Here is a 15,844-nt window from a genome sequence, read left to right as displayed (position 1 = left end):
CACTGTTTCTCCTCTAGAAAACCCGATTGCCTTGGCGCCATACTTGTTCAATCACGGCTTGATTGGCTTTACGACCAACAAGCATTAAGTCAGCTCTCAACCCTTCTTTTATAGTCCCTCTATCCGTCAAGTTGAGTGCCGCCGCTGGATTAGCCGTTGCTAGGCGCGTCGCTGATGCTAAATCAAGCGCGTTACGTTCATCGCTTGCTAACTTAAAAACAGCATCAAGCAAACTGCTAGGAAAGTAATCAGACGACAGCGCATCCAATACACCCAGTGTTGCTAATTCATGTGCCGCAATATTTCCTGAGTGCGAGCCGCCACGTACAACGTTTGGTGCTCCCATCATCACTTTTAATCCAAGCTCATGTGAACGTTGAGCGGCTTCAATCGTCGTCGGAAACTCAGCTAATACCATTCCTAGTGAATGTGATTCTTCGACATGTAACGACGTTGCATCATCATGACTTGCTAAAGGTATGTGTTTTTCACGACACAATTTGGCTATCGCTTTTCGATTAGTACCTGACCACTGTAGAGACTGAGCTCGCTGATATTGCTCAAACTCTGCCATTTGCTGATCACTTAGGTTGTATTTACCTTGGTAGTATTCATTGTATTTGTTGATATTGACAAACTGACGTTGGCCGGGAGAATGATCCATCAACGACACCATGTGGATCTGTTCTAAGTCGAGATATTTTTCTGCCAATTCCACTGTCGCTGAATACGGTAACTCACATCGTATATGCACAAAATGCTCGGCCCTATTTAACCCCAACTTTCCACTTTCGATGATGGTATCAATCATTTTGTCGAGGTTTTCCTGTCGATGTCCTCCATCACGGACATCACCAACCGCAATCGCATCTAAAACAGTCGTAATACCAGAGCCAATTAACTGAGCATCATGCGCTGCCATTGCTGACAATGCAGGCCAATTGACTTTCGGTCTTGGGGTAAAGTATTTTTCTAAATTATCGGTATGAAGCTCAATCAGGCCCGGCATTAAAAAACTTTGATTTGCATTAATTGCTTCTGGTCGCTGGCTGCTTGAATCCGACATTGCTCGAATCAAACCATCCTTGATTTCAATCGAACCATTAATAACTTCATTTTCCAATACCAGTTGTACATTGGTAATAATCATCATGACTTCCTTTTTAATGATCAATTTCACTCAATTGTGCTGTGGACATATCGTAAATCTTATCTGCTACGCGTTTACGAACTGACTCATCATGGAAAATACCAACAATCGCGGCACCACGATGCTTAGCCTCTGAAATTAACTCGACGACAACTTGGCAGTTTTTCTCGTCCAATGACGCGGTAGGTTCATCAAGTAAGAGAATAGGCGATTCAACAATAAACCCTCGTGCGATATTAACGCGTTGCTGCTCTCCGCCAGAAAACGTCGCTGGAGCAAGGCGCCAAAGTGCTTCCGGTACATTTAACCGACGAAGGAGGATTTGTGCTTTTTCACGCGCCTCATCTTTATCGACACCTAAATCAATCAAAGGCTGGCTGACCACATCTAATGCACTGATACGAGGAATAACCCGTAAAAATTGACTCACCCAACCTACGGTATGCTTTCTTACCTCAAGAATCGATTTAGGTGTCGTATTGGCGAGATCTACCCAGTCATTATTATTTCGATTTTTGCGAACAAGAATGTGCCCAGCATCGACTAAATAATTGGCGTAGAGTGCTCTAAGAAGTGTACTTTTACCTGAGCCTGAATGCCCAAGTAACACCACACATTCACCACTTTCTACCTGAAAACTGCTGTTATCAAGAACAGATATTCGCGCGCTACTTTGATTGTGCAATACGAACGTTTTGCTGATGTTTTCAACCCGAAGCATTACTTTGTTATTGTGAGTATTCATCATGCTTCTTATCCTTGTAATACCGATGAAACGAGTAATTGCGTGTAAGGATGCTGTGGATCATCTAACACTTGATCCGTTAACCCCGTTTCAACAATGCGGCTTTCTTTCATCACGATTAATCGATGAGCAAGCAAACGAGCAACGGCAAGATCATGCGTTACAATGACGACAGACAACCCTAAATCAACAACTAGATTTCTAATTAAATCAAGAAGTCGGGCTTGTACCGATACATCTAGTCCACCGGTTGGTTCATCCATAAATACCAACTTTGGATGCGTCACTAAATTTCGTGCTATTTGTAACCGTTGTTGCATACCGCCAGAGAACGTAATAGGCATATCATCAATTCGGTCTAAGGGGATTTCAACTTGCCCAAGCCAATCAATCGCTTGTGCTCTAATATCCCCGTAATGTCTGTTACCAACGGCCATTAAACGCTCGCCAATATTGCCACCAGCAGACACTCTAGAACGAAGACCGTCCATTGGATGCTGATGTACCACGCCCCACTCTGTGCGCAACAAACGACGACGTTCACTTTCAGACAAACCAAACAGGCTAACACTATGATTAGTGTCAATTTGATACTGAACATCGCCACTATCAGGTACTTCACGGCCTGATAGAACGCGGAGTAAGGTACTTTTCCCCGAGCCTGATTCCCCAACGATCCCCAATACTTCACCTGGCCAAAGTTCAAAATCGATCTCTTGGCAGCCTTTCTCAGCTTGATACAATTTCGTCAGCTGCGTCACTTTAAGCAGAGGTTGTAATTCATCACAGGTTTGATTCACAACCGTCTCATTCCGACTCTTTTCAACATCCATTAAAGACACAATGTCGTCTCCTTACTCTTTTGCAGCGCTTGTTGTTCACGGCAATAATCTGTATCTGAACAGACAAACATTCTCCCTCCTTGATCGTCGGTTACGACTTCGTCTAAGAAGCTGTCCGTCGAGCCACAAATACTGCAGGGTTCATCCCATTGCTGAATTTCAAAAGGGTAGTCATCAAAATCGAGACTTTTCACATCGGTATAAGGTGGAATGGCATAAATCCGTTTTTCTCGGCCAGCCCCAAACAGTTGTAGAGCAGGCATTTGATGCATTTTAGGATTATCGAACTTGGGGATCGGAGAAGGATCAGTAATATATCGACCATTCACTTCAACAGGGTAAGCGTAAGACGTTGAAATATGGCCATATCGTGCAATGTCTTCATACAGTTTTACATGCATCACACCATATTCTTCCAATTCATGCATTTTCCGTGTTTCTGTTTCACGTGGCTCGATAAAACGTAATGGCTCAGGAATAGGAACTTGATAAATCAATATCTGCCCTTCATTCAACGGTTTCTCAGGAATGCGATGACGTGTTTGAATCAAGCTCGCATCACTGGTTTTTTCGGTCGTTTTAACCGCTGCTACTTTTTTAAAAAACTGACGAATAGAAACGGCATTGGTCGTATCGTCTGCGCCCTGATCAATCACTTTAAGCACATCTTGCTGTCCGATTATCGCCGCTGTGATTTGAATACCTCCCGTACCCCAGCCATAAGGCATCGGCATTTCTCGGCCACCAAACGGAACTTGATAACCCGGTATCGCAATCGCTTTTAGCAGTGCTCGACGTATCATCCTTTTCGTCTGCTCATCTAAGTAGCCATAGTTGTAGCCACCGGTTTGGTTTGAATCAAACATCATGAAGGCCCTCTTTGATAATTTCACTCTGTTGCTCGTCATACTCTTTTTGTAGTTTTCGAATCAATTCAAGCTCAGATTGAAAATCAACATAGTGAGGAAGTTTCAAATGGCTAACAAAACCGGAGGCTTCAACATTATCGCCATGTGACAGAACAAATTCTTCGTCCTGAGCGGGGCCTTGTGGCTTTTCATCGTACTCTTTATGTTGTAGTGAACGATCAACAAGTGCCATCGACATCGCTTTGCGTTCTGAAAAGCCAAAGCTAATTCCATACCCTCGGGTAAATTTGGCTTTTTCAGTCTTACTCCCTGTAAATGCGTTTATCATTTGACACTCTGTCAATTCGATATCGCCAATTTCGACAGCAAAGCCTAATTCTTCAGGAATAATTTCTAATGTCACTTGGCCTGAACGGATCTCACCTGCGAAAGGATGATTGCGTCCATAACCGCGTTGTGTCGAATACCCCAGCGCAAGTAAAAACCCTTCATCACATCGTGATAATTGTTGTAATCTTGCGCTTCGATTAGCAGGATAAGCAGGTGGGGTTACGGTTATATCTTCAGGTAATTCCCCGTTATCTGACTCTTGTACTGCCAGCTCTAGTTTCTCTAAAATCTGCAGGACTTGTGGGCTTAACGCTGGTATTTCAGTGTTATTCAGCGGCTGTTCTCTATCATCACTTTCGCTACAGATATGCGCCTGTTCACCGCCTTCTGCCAGTAGCGTGAAATCAAGTAAACGGTGGGTATAATCGTAAGTTGGCCCCAGTATCTGCCCCCCAGGGAGATCTTTATAAGCCGCTGAAATTCGACGCTCAATACGCATACTTTCCGTTTGTAACGGCTCAGTAACAGCAAATCTTGGCAGTGTTGTGCGATAAGCTCGAAGTAAAAATATCGCCTCAATTAAATCGCCTCCGGCCTGTTTAATGGCAAGAGCTGCCAACTCTTTATCGTAAACACTGCCTTCTGTCATCACTCTGTCTGTTGCGCCAGCTAACTGTTCAGCTATCTGAGCGACCTCAAGAGGTTGTTGAGAGGTTGGACCGCGACGTTTTTTCTCTTGAAGCCGATGTGCGGCGGCAATGGCTTTTTCCCCACCTTTTACAGCAACATACATAGCGTATCCTCTTTATTATTTAATCGAATTTGCGTTGTTCTAGGTAGCGCCATAACTTGGCGACCAGTTGTTAAATAAAGATCCACGCCATGCGGAAATACCCCTCGCCCATTCAATACCGCTGCAAGTAATTCGCTTGATAATCCATTGATATAGGCCGTGTTTTTTCCTTGAATACCGGGGCCTGTCAGCGACAGCTCAATACCAGATTGTAACGAGTCCACTTCTATAATGAGGGAGGCGCTTTTGTCTGGATAATTCTCTTCGCCTTTAGAAAAACCGTTTAACGTTGTTATTTCGTTACCTGCTAACAACCCGAAATCGGCGTGCTCTCTTATTTGTGTTAAAGAAGCGGCACAATGAAAACGGACATTCTCAATGAAAGACGGATCATTTAAATAGTGCGAAGACATAAATACTTGCGTCGAGTTATCCACCAGAGTAAGCATTAACTGTGTTGCGGCTTTGCTAACACCACCAAAGCGAACATCACTTGGTAATTCAACCACGAGACCAGGTTTAGCCATTACGTCCATTAATAAACGAAAAGTCTGCTGAGCGTCATGAACAGGACAATCAAATCCTTTTACTAGCTGGCTCATTCATCTTCTCCTCTCACCATGGTGAAAAAGTCCACCTTGCTGGCGGAAACCTGTTGAGCCCGATACTGTTCTTGCTTCGCAATGTCGGCATTTAACGGGTTAATGAGCCGATGATGGAGATCGCTTTGCATCGATGTTTGCATTAGGGCATCAATCACAGCCGCTATCTCAGAGTGAGATTTATCACGACCTGTGATGTAGCTATACCCTAGCTCTCCACTATCAAGTTGGATCACTGTTCGCGTCATCGTAACGTCACCGATATTAAACTGGCTCCCTGTTGAACCCATTCTTGCGCGAACTTGGGCTAGACCAATCTCAGGTTCTCGAACAAAGTGATAACTCGGATCTAAACCAAGTTGTTGCCAACCGTTAGCTAAGGCACGATGATCGCATCGAGCTAACACAGCCATCCACTTTTGTCGTTGCGTTCTTTGTTCCGTTTCCATTTAGTGCTCCAAAACAATTTCAACCAAATCCGATCGCGTATGTGAAGATAAAAATTCCACGATCCGATCAGTGCCCTTTAAGGCATTGGTGGTTTTAAATGCCATAACTGGCGTTTTGCTAGGAAGTTGTAGTAGACGACAATCCGTTTTGGTGGGCATAACGGCCCTCAACCGCGTCGAACGTCTCGTCAGTTGAACGTCTAGTTTGTCTCTCAAATAGTGATGAAGCGATCCCACTTCAAAATGTTTTACAGCAGGCCACCAGTTCACATCAGAGAGGTAATGGTCAATCACACTGGCTGGTACACCATCAATTTTTCTTAATGTGGTGAGTTTAATAATCGATGACTCAGGTAAGACACCAAAGAGAGCAGCCACCTTGTCATTGGCGCGAGTTAAACCTCGTTCGATCACTCGACTCGTTGGTAAACTGCCCTGCTCCAACAAATTATCAGTAAAATGCGCCCCGGCATGTAATGGGTACTCGAATGGTTGGCTAACAACCATATTGCCTCGTCCTTGTTGGCGTTCGATCATCCCATTAAACACCAGCTCATCTATCGCACGACGCACGGTATGACGATTTACATTAAACCGTTTAGCAAGTACTGATTCTGATGGTAAATAGTCACCGGCTTGAAAATAGCGGCGAACATCCTCTTCTAAGTGTTTCGCAATATTCAAATACACTCTCATCATCAATCTCTCAGCATCACGGGTGACTTATCTAGACAAGTTATGAAAAATATTAAATAAACATTTTTCGGATATGTTGTGAGGCAAAATCAATCAAACTCACAGTGACAATGACGATCAACATAATGCAAGCGGTCTGTTGGAACTGAAAACCTCTTATCGCTTCCCATAACAGAACCCCTATACCACCAGCACCCACCATGCCTACCACAGTGGCCGAACGAACGTTCGACTCAAGTCGATATAACGTAAAAGAAATCCAAAGCGGTAATACTTGAGGAAGAACACCATATAAAATCTCTTCAATTTTATTGGCTCCTGTCGCACGAACGCCTTCTACTGGGCCAATATCAATCGCTTCGACCGCTTCAGAAAACAGTTTTGCAAGTACCCCTGTGGTATGTACAAATAACGCAAGTACGCCGGCAAAAGGTCCTAACCCAACAGCAACAACAAATAGCATTGCAAATACCATTTCATTGATGGCTCGAGCAGAATCCATCAAGCGGCGCATTGGCTGATATATCCACCAAGGGGCTATATTTTCTGAGCACATCAATCCAAATGGGATAGAAATAACGACGGCTAATATCGTCCCCCACAATGCAATTTGTATCGTTATCAAGGTCTCTTCGAGGTAAAGTTTCCAGTAAGTAAAATCTGGCGGGAAAAAATCCGCCCCTAGCTCAATCATGTTTCCAGAATCTTTTATTAATTGAACTGGATTCATTTCTGCACCTTGCCAAGACCAAGCAAGAACAAACGCAACCAATAACATGATTGCAAAGCGCTTCCATTGAGAAGTGGGACCCATTGGGATATTTTGAGTTGAACGGCTCATTGCATCTATCCATTAAAAACTGTGTGGCAGCAAAGGGCTGGAAAACTCGCGCCTCCAGCCCATACGATGCTATTCCATTGCTTCAAGAGCACTCATTTGGCGGTTTAGAACAGCAAGCTTACTCTTCGCTGATTCTAATTTTGACGCTTGCTCTTTGGTTAAACTTGTTTGTTTATTCAAGCTATTTAACTGTTTAAAGAGCGCTAGCTGGCGAATGGGTAGCAGCTGTAAGTCACTCGATGGTTTAAAAGGAGCCCAACCGAGTTCTTTTAGAACGGCTAGCTCTTTCTCATCACCAGAAGTACCGTAATCCATGAAAAAACTGTAAATTTCATTTTTTGCTGAATCAGGGAGATTTTTACGCCACACAATAGGATCGGATGGAATCAGTGGTGACTGCCAAATCACTTTGATATTGGCAAACTTTTCTGGATTGGTAAGCTCGAAACGGCGCATGCTTTCGGTATTATTCGTCGCTACATCCACTTGCTGATTTGCAACAGCAAAGAGATTCACTTCATGACTAGAATTCAACGTGCGCTTAAACTCTGACGGTTGAATGTTATTTTTTGCAAAAACATAGTATGACGGTACAAGAAAACCTGATGTTGAATTGGGATCGCCATTACCAAACGCGAGCTCCGAACGCTGAGAAATCATGTCTTCAACACTGTTAATTGGGCTGTCTTTATGGGTGATCAATAAACTCCAGTAACCAGGATTACCTTCGGAGTCTACCGTTTGCGCGAAAACCTCGCCCCCAGCTCGGTCAACCGCTTCCATCGCTGATTTGTTACCAAACCAAGCGACATCAACTTTATCGAAACGCATACCTTGAATAATGCCTGCATAATCTGGCGCAAAATACGCTTTCACTTCCATGCCCAGCTTATCACTCATATCTTTTAGGAACGGGTCCCACACTGTTTTGAGATTTTGCTGTGATTCAGTCGAAATAATACCGAAATTAAGCGATTCCAATTGCTCTTCAGCAGAAACGGGGATCGCTGTTGCAGCTGTAAGTAGTCCAAGACTACAAACCATCGTCTTTAGTGCTCGTAACATCTTCAATATCCTTTGTGTGTTAACGTAGTAAAGGGGTGGAATGGGTTTCTATTGACGCGAATGGTAGAGGTTCACTCTCATCAATATTGACTTTGGGTTGATAGCTATAGAGCTGTTCAAGCTCTTGTTGGCTGATGCTTGCGCTTTCACCTTGATAAAAGACTTTGCCTTCTTTTAATGCGATGACATGTTTACAATATTTAAGGGCATGCTCGACTTGGTGCAAAGTAACAACCACAGGAATCCCTTCCCGCTGGTTAATGTCTGTCAGTAATTCCATCACAATACGAGAAGACTCTGGATCTAATGAAGCAATGGGTTCATCAGAGAAAATGATCTTCGCTTTTTGCATCAAGGCACGAGCGATGGCTACACGTTGTTGCTGCCCACCAGAAAGAGTCGAAACACGTTGATAGGCAGAATCACTCATCCCAACTCGCTCTAAAGCAGCTAACGCTTGCTGTTTTTGCTCTACACTGAATCGACCACTTAAAGTACGCCACAACGGTGTATGGCTCATGGCACCAATTAATACGTTAGTTAGGACAGTGAGGCGATTAACAAGGTTGAATTGTTGAAAAATGTACCCCGCTTGGGCGCGTCTTTGTCGAATATCAACCGTTGCACGACCATGCGCTTGGACCACTTCACCTAAAACACGGATCTCACTGTTTTGATCTTTATCGCCATAGACTAAGCCACTTAAATGGCGCATTAATGTTGATTTACCCGATCCCGAAGGGCCTAAGAGCGCCGTCATTTCTTTATGATGAATACTGAAATCGATCCCATCTAAAGCTTTTTTATTTCCAAACGTTTTTGTCAACGCTTTGACTTCAATAATGTTATCCATGCTATTGAGTCCTAGTTAAATAATGCTCATAGCGTGGCAATTTTTTGTGTCGCTTTTATAAAAAAAACATTTCAGGAATGTGGCAGAAAAGCACATTCAAAAAAGGTATAGCAGGTAAGATTCAAGCAGAATAAAGGAGCAGAGAGATTATCTAGACGAGAGCACTAACTTGTCTAGATAACGCCTTAATGAAAAGTTAATAAATGAATCAATAGCGCGGCTATATATAGTAGAAAATAAAATAGCCTTTAGATTTCATCGTATTTAACCCACAAACAAAATATACCTTTTAGGTATTATCTTGAATTTAAGTTCTATATAATCATAAGGTTGATCATATTTCTATTATAATAAGCAATATCTAAAGTAAGGCGTCTGAATTGAAAAAAGTAATAACGCTAACCACATTAATATTGGTGTTAATGGGTTGCAGTAGCCATAGTGAAAAAGACTCAGTAAGCGATAATGAGCATTGTGTTCTCGTGAGTAACCCTGCACTAATGAGCAATGATAATGGAAATTGTACTAAATTCGACTTTAGAGCATTTTTTGAAGAAAGAAATAAAGATAAAAGATAAAAGATAAAAGCGTTAAATTGCAGAAAATCAGAAACGTTAATCCAATACCACTGCGTTTTTCTTAAATCATTTTCCGAAAGCCTTGAGTAAGCAACAACCTACTCAAGGTATGAACAGGCTACTCTCTACCTCAAAAACGAGTCAAAATCAAATCGCGATAGATGATTACAAAGAAAAATCATAATCAGTCGATTAAACATGAAACTTTTACATTCTGATTAGTGCCCCCCCTTCCAAACTCACTTTGAATGACACAAAAATCACTTTCACCTATTTTTCAACTTATCGTTTATCTATACAATCTTGGCGTTTTAAATTTAGAAGAATAAAAGAATGAATGAGCTCCTAATCTTTCACCACCGGCTAAAACAAGCCCGTGAAGAGCATGGCATGACCCAAGTCGATGCTGCAAAACACCTTAAGATAGCAAGACAAACCTACTTAGACTTAGAGAATGGTCGAACACAACCACGCTTAGATACACTTTTAGAATTATCAAAGATGTTTAATAAAAGCATTATGTTCTTTGCTGGTGATCGTCCTTCTTTAGATGAGTTTGACACCTTGGAGTTACTGGCGGAGCTGCAACAACGCTATGTGACGCTTTCCACTGACAGGACTGAAGAGGCGACGGCTCAACCGGAATAAAAAAGCCTAGGAGATAGCAACCTTTTGGGAGGGTATTGCTAATGACATCCATGCTTTAAAGATTTCTGCGATTTCCTCGAAGCTCACTTTGTATGGGGTGGCCAAACAACACGCATCGTTTACGCCATGAACGCTAGCTTGTCTTCAGTTACACCCAAATCTGCTAGGCGTTGTTTCCTCCCTACCTTTTCAGATAGCACATCAATGACTTCAAGGGCTACATTCACTGCTTGCTCTTGTGTCATTGCTGCCGTGTCGATACCCATCGCTTTGGCTATATCAACAAAAAACATAGATTGGTTCAAAAACCTAATATTGGCTGTCTCACATTCGCAACAATGAGTCATTTTGATCGGTCACTTATTTACCGAACACATAGTATGTCTTTTGCGCATATATAGCGCGTGTCACTTATTCTAGAATTGATGTTAAGGATACTACGTGATGAAAAAACTCCTTTTAGCCATACTTCCTTTTTTACTATTTTCAGCTCCATCTTTCGCCTATACAAAATATACGGTTTTAAACAGTACTTCAGGTACTGTTGACTACCTTATCTTTAAACAAATGAGCGGACTTTTTTGTGGTGAGCACTATATTGATAATCTAACACCCTGGTCATTAACGCCTGATTCTGATGGCAGGGGAGCTTGCCTGCTTAAGAGTATCCAAGGAATACTTCACATTGATGGCGAAGATATACCATTGGAATATCATTCATCAGGTACGTCATATGGCCAATTCGTTATTGTATCGAAGCGTGTTGATAATAAGGTAACAGCAAAAATAGTATCCGCCGATATTTTGGGTAACTATAACAATAGTGATGATACCCCTCAATATGATGGTAATCCTCAATATGATGATACCCCTCAATATGATGATAATCCTCAATATGATGATACCCCGAAATATGATGATACTCCCTCGGTGTAAGGGTAATCCTCAATAACTAAATAACGACAAATGGAAAATAAAAAGCCGCTCTTTGGCGGCTTTATATATGTACTTATAAGCGACCAGATCACTTGAGAGATATACTTTTTTACAAATACATAGCGCGTGTCACTTATTCTATAATCGATGTTAAGGATACTACGTGATGAAAAAACTTCTTTTAGCTATACTTCCTTTTTTACTATTTTCAGTTCCATCCTTCGCCTATCCAAAATATATAGTTTTAAACAGTACACGAGGTACTATTGATGAACTTACTTTTTATCAAGTTGTATGTAGGCCTAATTATATTGATAAGTTAGGTCCTCAGTCGTTAAAGCAGGAGGACTACCCTTATGACAGAGGAGATTGCCTGCTGAGGTATATCAGAGGAACACTTCATATCGACGGCATGGATGTCCCTCTAGAGTACAATTCATTCGGTACCACATATGCTCAATTCGCTATTATAGCAAAGCAGATTAACAATAAGTGGAGCGCTAAAATAGTGTCTGCTGATATTAGGGGAGACTATCAAGAGCCTAACATACCTAAAGGTACAGAGCATCAATAACTGAATAATGGCAAATACAAATTTAATCAGGTTTAAAATTATTTATATGATACATAAAATACGGCTATTTATACTTAGTGATAAAATAATTAAAAAGAATGTGAAAAATTACATCTTTATTTCTGATTTTTAATCATCTTTATACCTAGCCTAAATGTTTGATACAAAAAAGACCGATATTTATCGGCCTTTTTGAATATCATACAGTGAATGGAAATTACTCTTCTTTAGGGTAATGAATATCAACACCGAGCCCAGGATGACAGTCATAAAGTTTTACGTCACCTTTATGTAATTCAGCTACCGCTTTAACTAAAGATAACCCTATGCCTAAACCACCATCATTTCGTGCTTTATTGATCCGGTATAATCGTTCAAACACTCGCTCTTTTTCGCATTCAGGAATACCAGGGCCATTATCTTTCATCGCGATCATCACGGATTCATTTTCTTGTCGGCAAATCAGAGAAAGCTCACTTCCTTTAGGGCAATAACGCAATGCGTTTTCCACCAAATTAGCCAGTTGCTGGATCAACAATTCACGATCACCCTGAATAACAAGCGGAGACTTTGGCGTATGAACGTTTAAGACCATCCCTGCATCATCTGCTACATCGACATAGATATCCGCAATAATATTGACTACATCAACAATATCTACAGTTTCAAATCGTTGACGACGTTGACCTGACTCAATTTGTGAAATCCGCAATAGCGCATCAAAAATATCAGCTAAACGAGTAGATTCTTTGACAGCTAATGCTAACTGCTCAGATAAATGATGGCTATCAACTGTATTTTGTTGAACCAGCATTTCATCGAGAGTCAGTAAATGATACTGCAAACGTGTGATAGGTGTTTTCAATTCATGAGCAATATTGGCAGAAATATCGCTCATTGCCGCCACAACACTTTGTAAGTGAGAGAGCATTTCATCCACCGAATAACTGATACGATCCAGATCATTATCTTGCCGAGAAACGGTGGTTCTTGCCGATAAATTGCCTTCTGATGCCATTTTTAGCACATGTTCAATACGATCAATTTTTTCTTGGTTACGTTTACTCATGTAAGTGACGATTACGCCACTCAGTAGCACAACGAGTATCCCAGATAAGGTAAAGCCTGTGACTAAAACATCGATAACATCATCTTCATCAATAGGTTCTTTGTCTATTTCAGTTGTCATTCCATACATAAAGGCTTCAATGTTTTGCTCAATCTCGTCATTTAATTCATCTAAATGATAATCAACATACGAAATCGTGATACTTGATATCAGTAGCAAGCTCACTATAGAGACGGTAACAAACATTACTCCTTGTTGAATCGCAGAATGACGTAACCAAGGATGCGAAGCGCAAAATGTCTTTATGCGTTCGACCATTAACGGCAGTATTGCGCTTCTCATTTTTTGCACTCTAATTTGTAACCCGCCCCACGTACGGTATGGATCAACTGATCGCCAAACGGTTTTTCTAATTTATTACGCAAGCGACTGATATGTGTTTCTACTACACTGGTCTGAGGCTCAAAATACAATCCCCATACATGCTCAAGTAACATAGTTCGTGTGATCACACGGCCTGGATGACGAAGAAAAAGCTCCAAAATACGAAACTCTTTCTGCTGTAACTGTAAGTTTTGCCCTTGGCGACATGCGGTATGATCAAATAAATTCAGTGAAACATCAGCATAGTGCAATTCGTTAGTGGCTTTTTCTAGCAACTGATGTGAACGACGAGATAACGCAGACAAGCGTGCCAATAACTCTGAAAAAGCAAATGGCTTAGTTAAATAATCATCGCCTCCTGCCTCTAATCCATCAACGCGATCATCTATCCCCCCCAGCGAGGTTAAAAATAATACGGGCATGGTTATTTTTGATGCTCGTAATGCCTTAACAAGCGCGAGTCCATCTAAGCCTGGCAACATTCGATCTACAATCGCGATATCAAATTGTTCCGTGAGACATATCGATAATGCATGTCTCCCATCATCAACACATAAAATATTATGTCCGGCTTCTTGGAGGCCTTTCTCAACATAACGGCTTAAACTGATATCGTCTTCAACAAGCAAGATACGCATAATAATCGCTCGGTAATATAATCAGACTCACTAAACGTGCTGTCCAATAAAAATAAATGAACTAGATCAATACAGAAAAGCAGTGAGCGCTTTAACAACATCGCTCACTGCAATTATTTTAGAGGTAGGCTTATACTCAGAAAAAGTACGACGTATTTACCGTAATATTGCCACCATTCGCGATGCTATCTACATAGTATTCCATTGCCGCACCAATGTGAATATTTCGGTAAAGGTTATAATCAACGCCAACACTTGCAACAATACCTAACGCACTGTCTTTTTTATTCTCACCACCAGAGCGAGGTAGATTTATCTCAATGTCATCATTTAATACGTGCTCATATTCATCATGAGATGATGAGGTGTATTTATAATGGCTATACGTTAAACCAAGACCGCCTTTAAGCTGTATGTTTTCAGATAATGAGTAAAACATCACAGGCTTTAGGCTAATTTGTTTAACCGATAAATCCGACTCCCACTCGCGCTCTAAAATAAATCCAGGTTTATCAGACAGAAGTAACTGACTGCTATCCCCGTCTAAATCAAACTGTTTATAGCTAAGTTCAAGACCATAATTGTTTTCTGTTTTATAGCCAATAAAACCACCGAACACAGAGCTAGAATCACTAGCTACAACCGTTTTATTATCAGCGAGAAAGTGTGTTTGGTAATCGTGTTTTACTGATGCTGCACCATATTCCAAACCCATATAAGGCGAAGCCACTGCACTACCACTTAGGAGGGCTAACGAAAGCAATACTGACTTTTTCATTTTATCTATCTGTAACTAATGAGGAGATTATACTATTTCAACAATTGTGAAATTATCGTGATATCTAGAGCGTATTAACTCGCAATTCGAATATAATCTACATCAATAGCAGTATGATTAAATTCTTTATCAATTTCGCCAGAGATCGTTATTTTCGTTTCCGGTGTAACTTGGATGCCGAACCACTTGTCATGATCAATCTCAATCGTGACAGAGCCAGTACCATCAGTAAATGTGTAATGCTCACCACCTAAAGAGCGGGTAATATTTCCTGTCAGTGCCACCGGTGTATCATCACTGAACATGCCAGCATCAAGCACAGCCTTCACTGTGTTTAAGCCGTAACTTGGTCCAGTAAATCCTTGTTGTTGAGTTTGTACTGCCATTGACGGTATAAAACCTTGAGTTGGCATTTCAGCTAAAACTGATGTTGATAACAATGCTGCTGGTAAAAGGAATAAAGAAATACGTTTAATAGACATGTTGAAAACCTTATGTTTGTTTTGATGCTGAAAGAATACATAAGGTTCTATACACCAACCTGTCATGAACTTTACATTTTTGTAAGGTTCGCAATAGCACCGTACACAAGGTAAAGAATGTTTTGACTAATCAGGAGTTGTTGCTTATCTAGCGGATAATGTTTTAAAAAGACTTAAGGAATGGATAACGACGATTCGATTAGAGGAGAAACTGTCTTGTCATTATAAAGAAAGTGGCTCATTCATCGTCATGCCAGCACTCTCTTAACTGTGCAGGTCAAGTAGCGAGTATCGAATTTGGGGATGAGGTACACATCTGTGGAAGTAGAATGTTGAATTTAAACCAATACATTAACACTTATATAGTAAGAGACTTTAGCGTCAATAGTTAATGTTTGTAGTGGTCAACAAATACTAGCCACGGTTTTAGAGGTTAACCAATATAATCGTTCTGATTCATTCGGTGTTAATCCGCCATTATATTGATGTGGTCGTAATTGGCTGTAATAACCAATAATATAT

General features: G+C 41.1%; 19 protein-coding genes. 3 read left to right on the top strand and 16 right to left on the bottom strand.

From position 1 onward, the window contains the following. Positions 1-13 precede the first annotated feature (13 nt). The 11 genes from phnM to phnC form a co-directional block, all read right to left on the bottom strand. On the bottom strand, positions 14-1,150 hold the full coding sequence (phnM, locus tag C9J40_RS17860; protein ID WP_107247571.1) for an alpha-D-ribose 1-methylphosphonate 5-triphosphate diphosphatase: 1,137 nt from the start codon (positions 1,148-1,150) through the stop codon (positions 14-16). 13 nt (positions 1,151-1,163) lie between these two features. Continuing rightward, positions 1,164-1,898 carry a phosphonate C-P lyase system protein PhnL gene (gene phnL, locus C9J40_RS17855; protein ID WP_107247570.1) on the bottom strand — a complete coding sequence of 245 codons (735 nt, stop codon included), beginning with the start codon at positions 1,896-1,898 and terminating at the stop codon, positions 1,164-1,166. Between the two features lie 5 nt (positions 1,899-1,903). Further along, a complete protein-coding gene (gene phnK / locus C9J40_RS17850; protein WP_107247569.1) occupies positions 1,904-2,728 on the bottom strand; it encodes a phosphonate C-P lyase system protein PhnK in 825 nt (274 codons plus the stop codon). After that, entirely contained in the window at positions 2,728-3,606 is an 879-nt protein-coding gene (locus tag C9J40_RS17845) for an alpha-D-ribose 1-methylphosphonate 5-phosphate C-P-lyase PhnJ (protein WP_005363794.1), read from the bottom strand. Before C9J40_RS17845 ends, phnK begins: the two co-directional genes overlap by 1 nt. After that, positions 3,596-4,729 (bottom strand): carbon-phosphorus lyase complex subunit PhnI, encoded by a 1,134-nt coding sequence (locus C9J40_RS17840; RefSeq protein ID WP_107247568.1) that lies wholly within the window; start codon positions 4,727-4,729, stop codon positions 3,596-3,598. The genes C9J40_RS17845 and C9J40_RS17840 overlap by 11 nt, the downstream gene beginning before the upstream one ends. Next, on the bottom strand, positions 4,714-5,331 hold the full coding sequence (gene phnH / locus C9J40_RS17835; protein ID WP_107247567.1) for a phosphonate C-P lyase system protein PhnH: 618 nt from the start codon (positions 5,329-5,331) through the stop codon (positions 4,714-4,716). The genes C9J40_RS17840 and phnH overlap by 16 nt, the downstream gene beginning before the upstream one ends. After that, positions 5,328-5,780, bottom strand: coding sequence for a phosphonate C-P lyase system protein PhnG (gene phnG / locus C9J40_RS17830; RefSeq protein ID WP_107247566.1), 453 nt, complete (start codon positions 5,778-5,780; stop codon positions 5,328-5,330). Before phnG ends, phnH begins: the two co-directional genes overlap by 4 nt. After that, entirely contained in the window at positions 5,781-6,476 is a 696-nt protein-coding gene (gene phnF / locus C9J40_RS17825) for a phosphonate metabolism transcriptional regulator PhnF (RefSeq protein WP_107247565.1), read from the bottom strand. Between the two features lie 52 nt (positions 6,477-6,528). Continuing rightward, entirely contained in the window at positions 6,529-7,317 is a 789-nt protein-coding gene (gene phnE / locus C9J40_RS17820; RefSeq protein WP_199187051.1) for a phosphonate ABC transporter, permease protein PhnE, read from the bottom strand. A gap of 69 nt (positions 7,318-7,386) precedes the next feature. Beyond that, positions 7,387-8,382, bottom strand: a complete 996-nt coding sequence (phnD, locus tag C9J40_RS17815; RefSeq protein ID WP_107247564.1) for a phosphonate ABC transporter substrate-binding protein — start codon at positions 8,380-8,382, stop codon at positions 7,387-7,389. A gap of 19 nt (positions 8,383-8,401) precedes the next feature. Further along, positions 8,402-9,235 (bottom strand): phosphonate ABC transporter ATP-binding protein, encoded by an 834-nt coding sequence (gene phnC / locus C9J40_RS17810; RefSeq protein ID WP_107247563.1) that lies wholly within the window; start codon positions 9,233-9,235, stop codon positions 8,402-8,404. A gap of 911 nt (positions 9,236-10,146) precedes the next feature. On the opposite strand from phnC, the gene C9J40_RS17805 reads away from it, so the two are divergent. After that, the gene (locus C9J40_RS17805; protein ID WP_107208628.1) at positions 10,147-10,461 is read left to right on the top strand and encodes a helix-turn-helix transcriptional regulator; all 315 of its coding nucleotides are present in this window, start codon (positions 10,147-10,149) and stop codon (positions 10,459-10,461) included. A 119-nt stretch (positions 10,462-10,580) separates the two neighbouring features. On the opposite strand, the gene C9J40_RS22285 is transcribed toward C9J40_RS17805, so the two are convergent. Next, the gene (locus tag C9J40_RS22285) at positions 10,581-10,754 is read right to left on the bottom strand and encodes a hypothetical protein (RefSeq protein ID WP_233217788.1); all 174 of its coding nucleotides are present in this window, start codon (positions 10,752-10,754) and stop codon (positions 10,581-10,583) included. Positions 10,755-10,905: 151 nt separating this feature from the next. Between C9J40_RS22285 and C9J40_RS17795 the strand changes: the two genes are divergently transcribed. Further along, positions 10,906-11,397 carry a hypothetical protein gene (locus C9J40_RS17795; protein WP_107247562.1) on the top strand — a complete coding sequence of 164 codons (492 nt, stop codon included), beginning with the start codon at positions 10,906-10,908 and terminating at the stop codon, positions 11,395-11,397. A 166-nt stretch (positions 11,398-11,563) separates the two neighbouring features. Beyond that, a complete protein-coding gene (locus C9J40_RS17790) occupies positions 11,564-11,971 on the top strand; it encodes a hypothetical protein (protein WP_107247561.1) in 408 nt (135 codons plus the stop codon). A gap of 217 nt (positions 11,972-12,188) precedes the next feature. Here the strand turns inward: C9J40_RS17790 and C9J40_RS17785 are convergent, their stop codons facing one another. The 4 genes from C9J40_RS17785 to C9J40_RS17770 form a co-directional block, all read right to left on the bottom strand. After that, a complete protein-coding gene (locus C9J40_RS17785) occupies positions 12,189-13,382 on the bottom strand; it encodes a cell wall metabolism sensor histidine kinase WalK (RefSeq protein ID WP_199188121.1) in 1,194 nt (397 codons plus the stop codon). Next, positions 13,379-14,062 (bottom strand): response regulator transcription factor, encoded by a 684-nt coding sequence (locus tag C9J40_RS17780; protein ID WP_107208631.1) that lies wholly within the window; start codon positions 14,060-14,062, stop codon positions 13,379-13,381. Before C9J40_RS17780 ends, C9J40_RS17785 begins: the two co-directional genes overlap by 4 nt. A gap of 136 nt (positions 14,063-14,198) precedes the next feature. Continuing rightward, a complete protein-coding gene (locus C9J40_RS17775) occupies positions 14,199-14,840 on the bottom strand; it encodes an AcfA family outer membrane beta-barrel protein (RefSeq protein WP_107247560.1) in 642 nt (213 codons plus the stop codon). A gap of 74 nt (positions 14,841-14,914) precedes the next feature. Continuing rightward, complete coding sequence (locus tag C9J40_RS17770) at positions 14,915-15,322, bottom strand: NirD/YgiW/YdeI family stress tolerance protein (RefSeq protein ID WP_146144072.1); 408 nt, start codon at positions 15,320-15,322, stop codon at positions 14,915-14,917. Positions 15,323-15,844 lie beyond the last annotated feature (522 nt).

The sequence above is a fragment of the Photobacterium sp. GB-72 genome, from assembly GCF_003026095.1.
In the GTDB taxonomy this organism is placed as follows: domain Bacteria; phylum Pseudomonadota; class Gammaproteobacteria; order Enterobacterales; family Vibrionaceae; genus Photobacterium.
This window is presented reverse-complemented; position numbering and strand designations above follow the sequence as displayed.

Coding starts and splice junctions, on each gene's coding strand:
- phnH (WP_107247567.1), bottom strand. CDS start 5,331: ATGAGCCAGCTAGTAAAAGGATTTGATTGTCCTGTTCATGACGCTCAG.
- phnF (WP_107247565.1), bottom strand. CDS start 6,476: ATGAGAGTGTATTTGAATATTGCGAAACACTTAGAAGAGGATGTTCGC.
- C9J40_RS17785 (WP_199188121.1), bottom strand. CDS start 13,382: ATGAGAAGCGCAATACTGCCGTTAATGGTCGAACGCATAAAGACATTT.
- C9J40_RS17805 (WP_107208628.1), top strand. CDS start 10,147: ATGAATGAGCTCCTAATCTTTCACCACCGGCTAAAACAAGCCCGTGAA.
- C9J40_RS17845 (WP_005363794.1), bottom strand. CDS start 3,606: ATGATGTTTGATTCAAACCAAACCGGTGGCTACAACTATGGCTACTTA.
- C9J40_RS22285 (WP_233217788.1), bottom strand. CDS start 10,754: ATGTTTTTTGTTGATATAGCCAAAGCGATGGGTATCGACACGGCAGCA.
- phnD (WP_107247564.1), bottom strand. CDS start 8,382: ATGTTACGAGCACTAAAGACGATGGTTTGTAGTCTTGGACTACTTACA.
- phnL (WP_107247570.1), bottom strand. CDS start 1,898: ATGATGAATACTCACAATAACAAAGTAATGCTTCGGGTTGAAAACATC.
- C9J40_RS17770 (WP_146144072.1), bottom strand. CDS start 15,322: ATGTCTATTAAACGTATTTCTTTATTCCTTTTACCAGCAGCATTGTTA.
- phnE (WP_199187051.1), bottom strand. CDS start 7,317: ATGAGCCGTTCAACTCAAAATATCCCAATGGGTCCCACTTCTCAATGG.
- C9J40_RS17795 (WP_107247562.1), top strand. CDS start 10,906: ATGAAAAAACTCCTTTTAGCCATACTTCCTTTTTTACTATTTTCAGCT.
- phnM (WP_107247571.1), bottom strand. CDS start 1,150: ATGATTATTACCAATGTACAACTGGTATTGGAAAATGAAGTTATTAAT.
- phnG (WP_107247566.1), bottom strand. CDS start 5,780: ATGGAAACGGAACAAAGAACGCAACGACAAAAGTGGATGGCTGTGTTA.
- phnC (WP_107247563.1), bottom strand. CDS start 9,235: ATGGATAACATTATTGAAGTCAAAGCGTTGACAAAAACGTTTGGAAAT.
- C9J40_RS17840 (WP_107247568.1), bottom strand. CDS start 4,729: ATGTATGTTGCTGTAAAAGGTGGGGAAAAAGCCATTGCCGCCGCACAT.
- C9J40_RS17780 (WP_107208631.1), bottom strand. CDS start 14,062: ATGCGTATCTTGCTTGTTGAAGACGATATCAGTTTAAGCCGTTATGTT.
- C9J40_RS17790 (WP_107247561.1), top strand. CDS start 11,564: ATGAAAAAACTTCTTTTAGCTATACTTCCTTTTTTACTATTTTCAGTT.
- C9J40_RS17775 (WP_107247560.1), bottom strand. CDS start 14,840: ATGAAAAAGTCAGTATTGCTTTCGTTAGCCCTCCTAAGTGGTAGTGCA.
- phnK (WP_107247569.1), bottom strand. CDS start 2,728: ATGGATGTTGAAAAGAGTCGGAATGAGACGGTTGTGAATCAAACCTGT.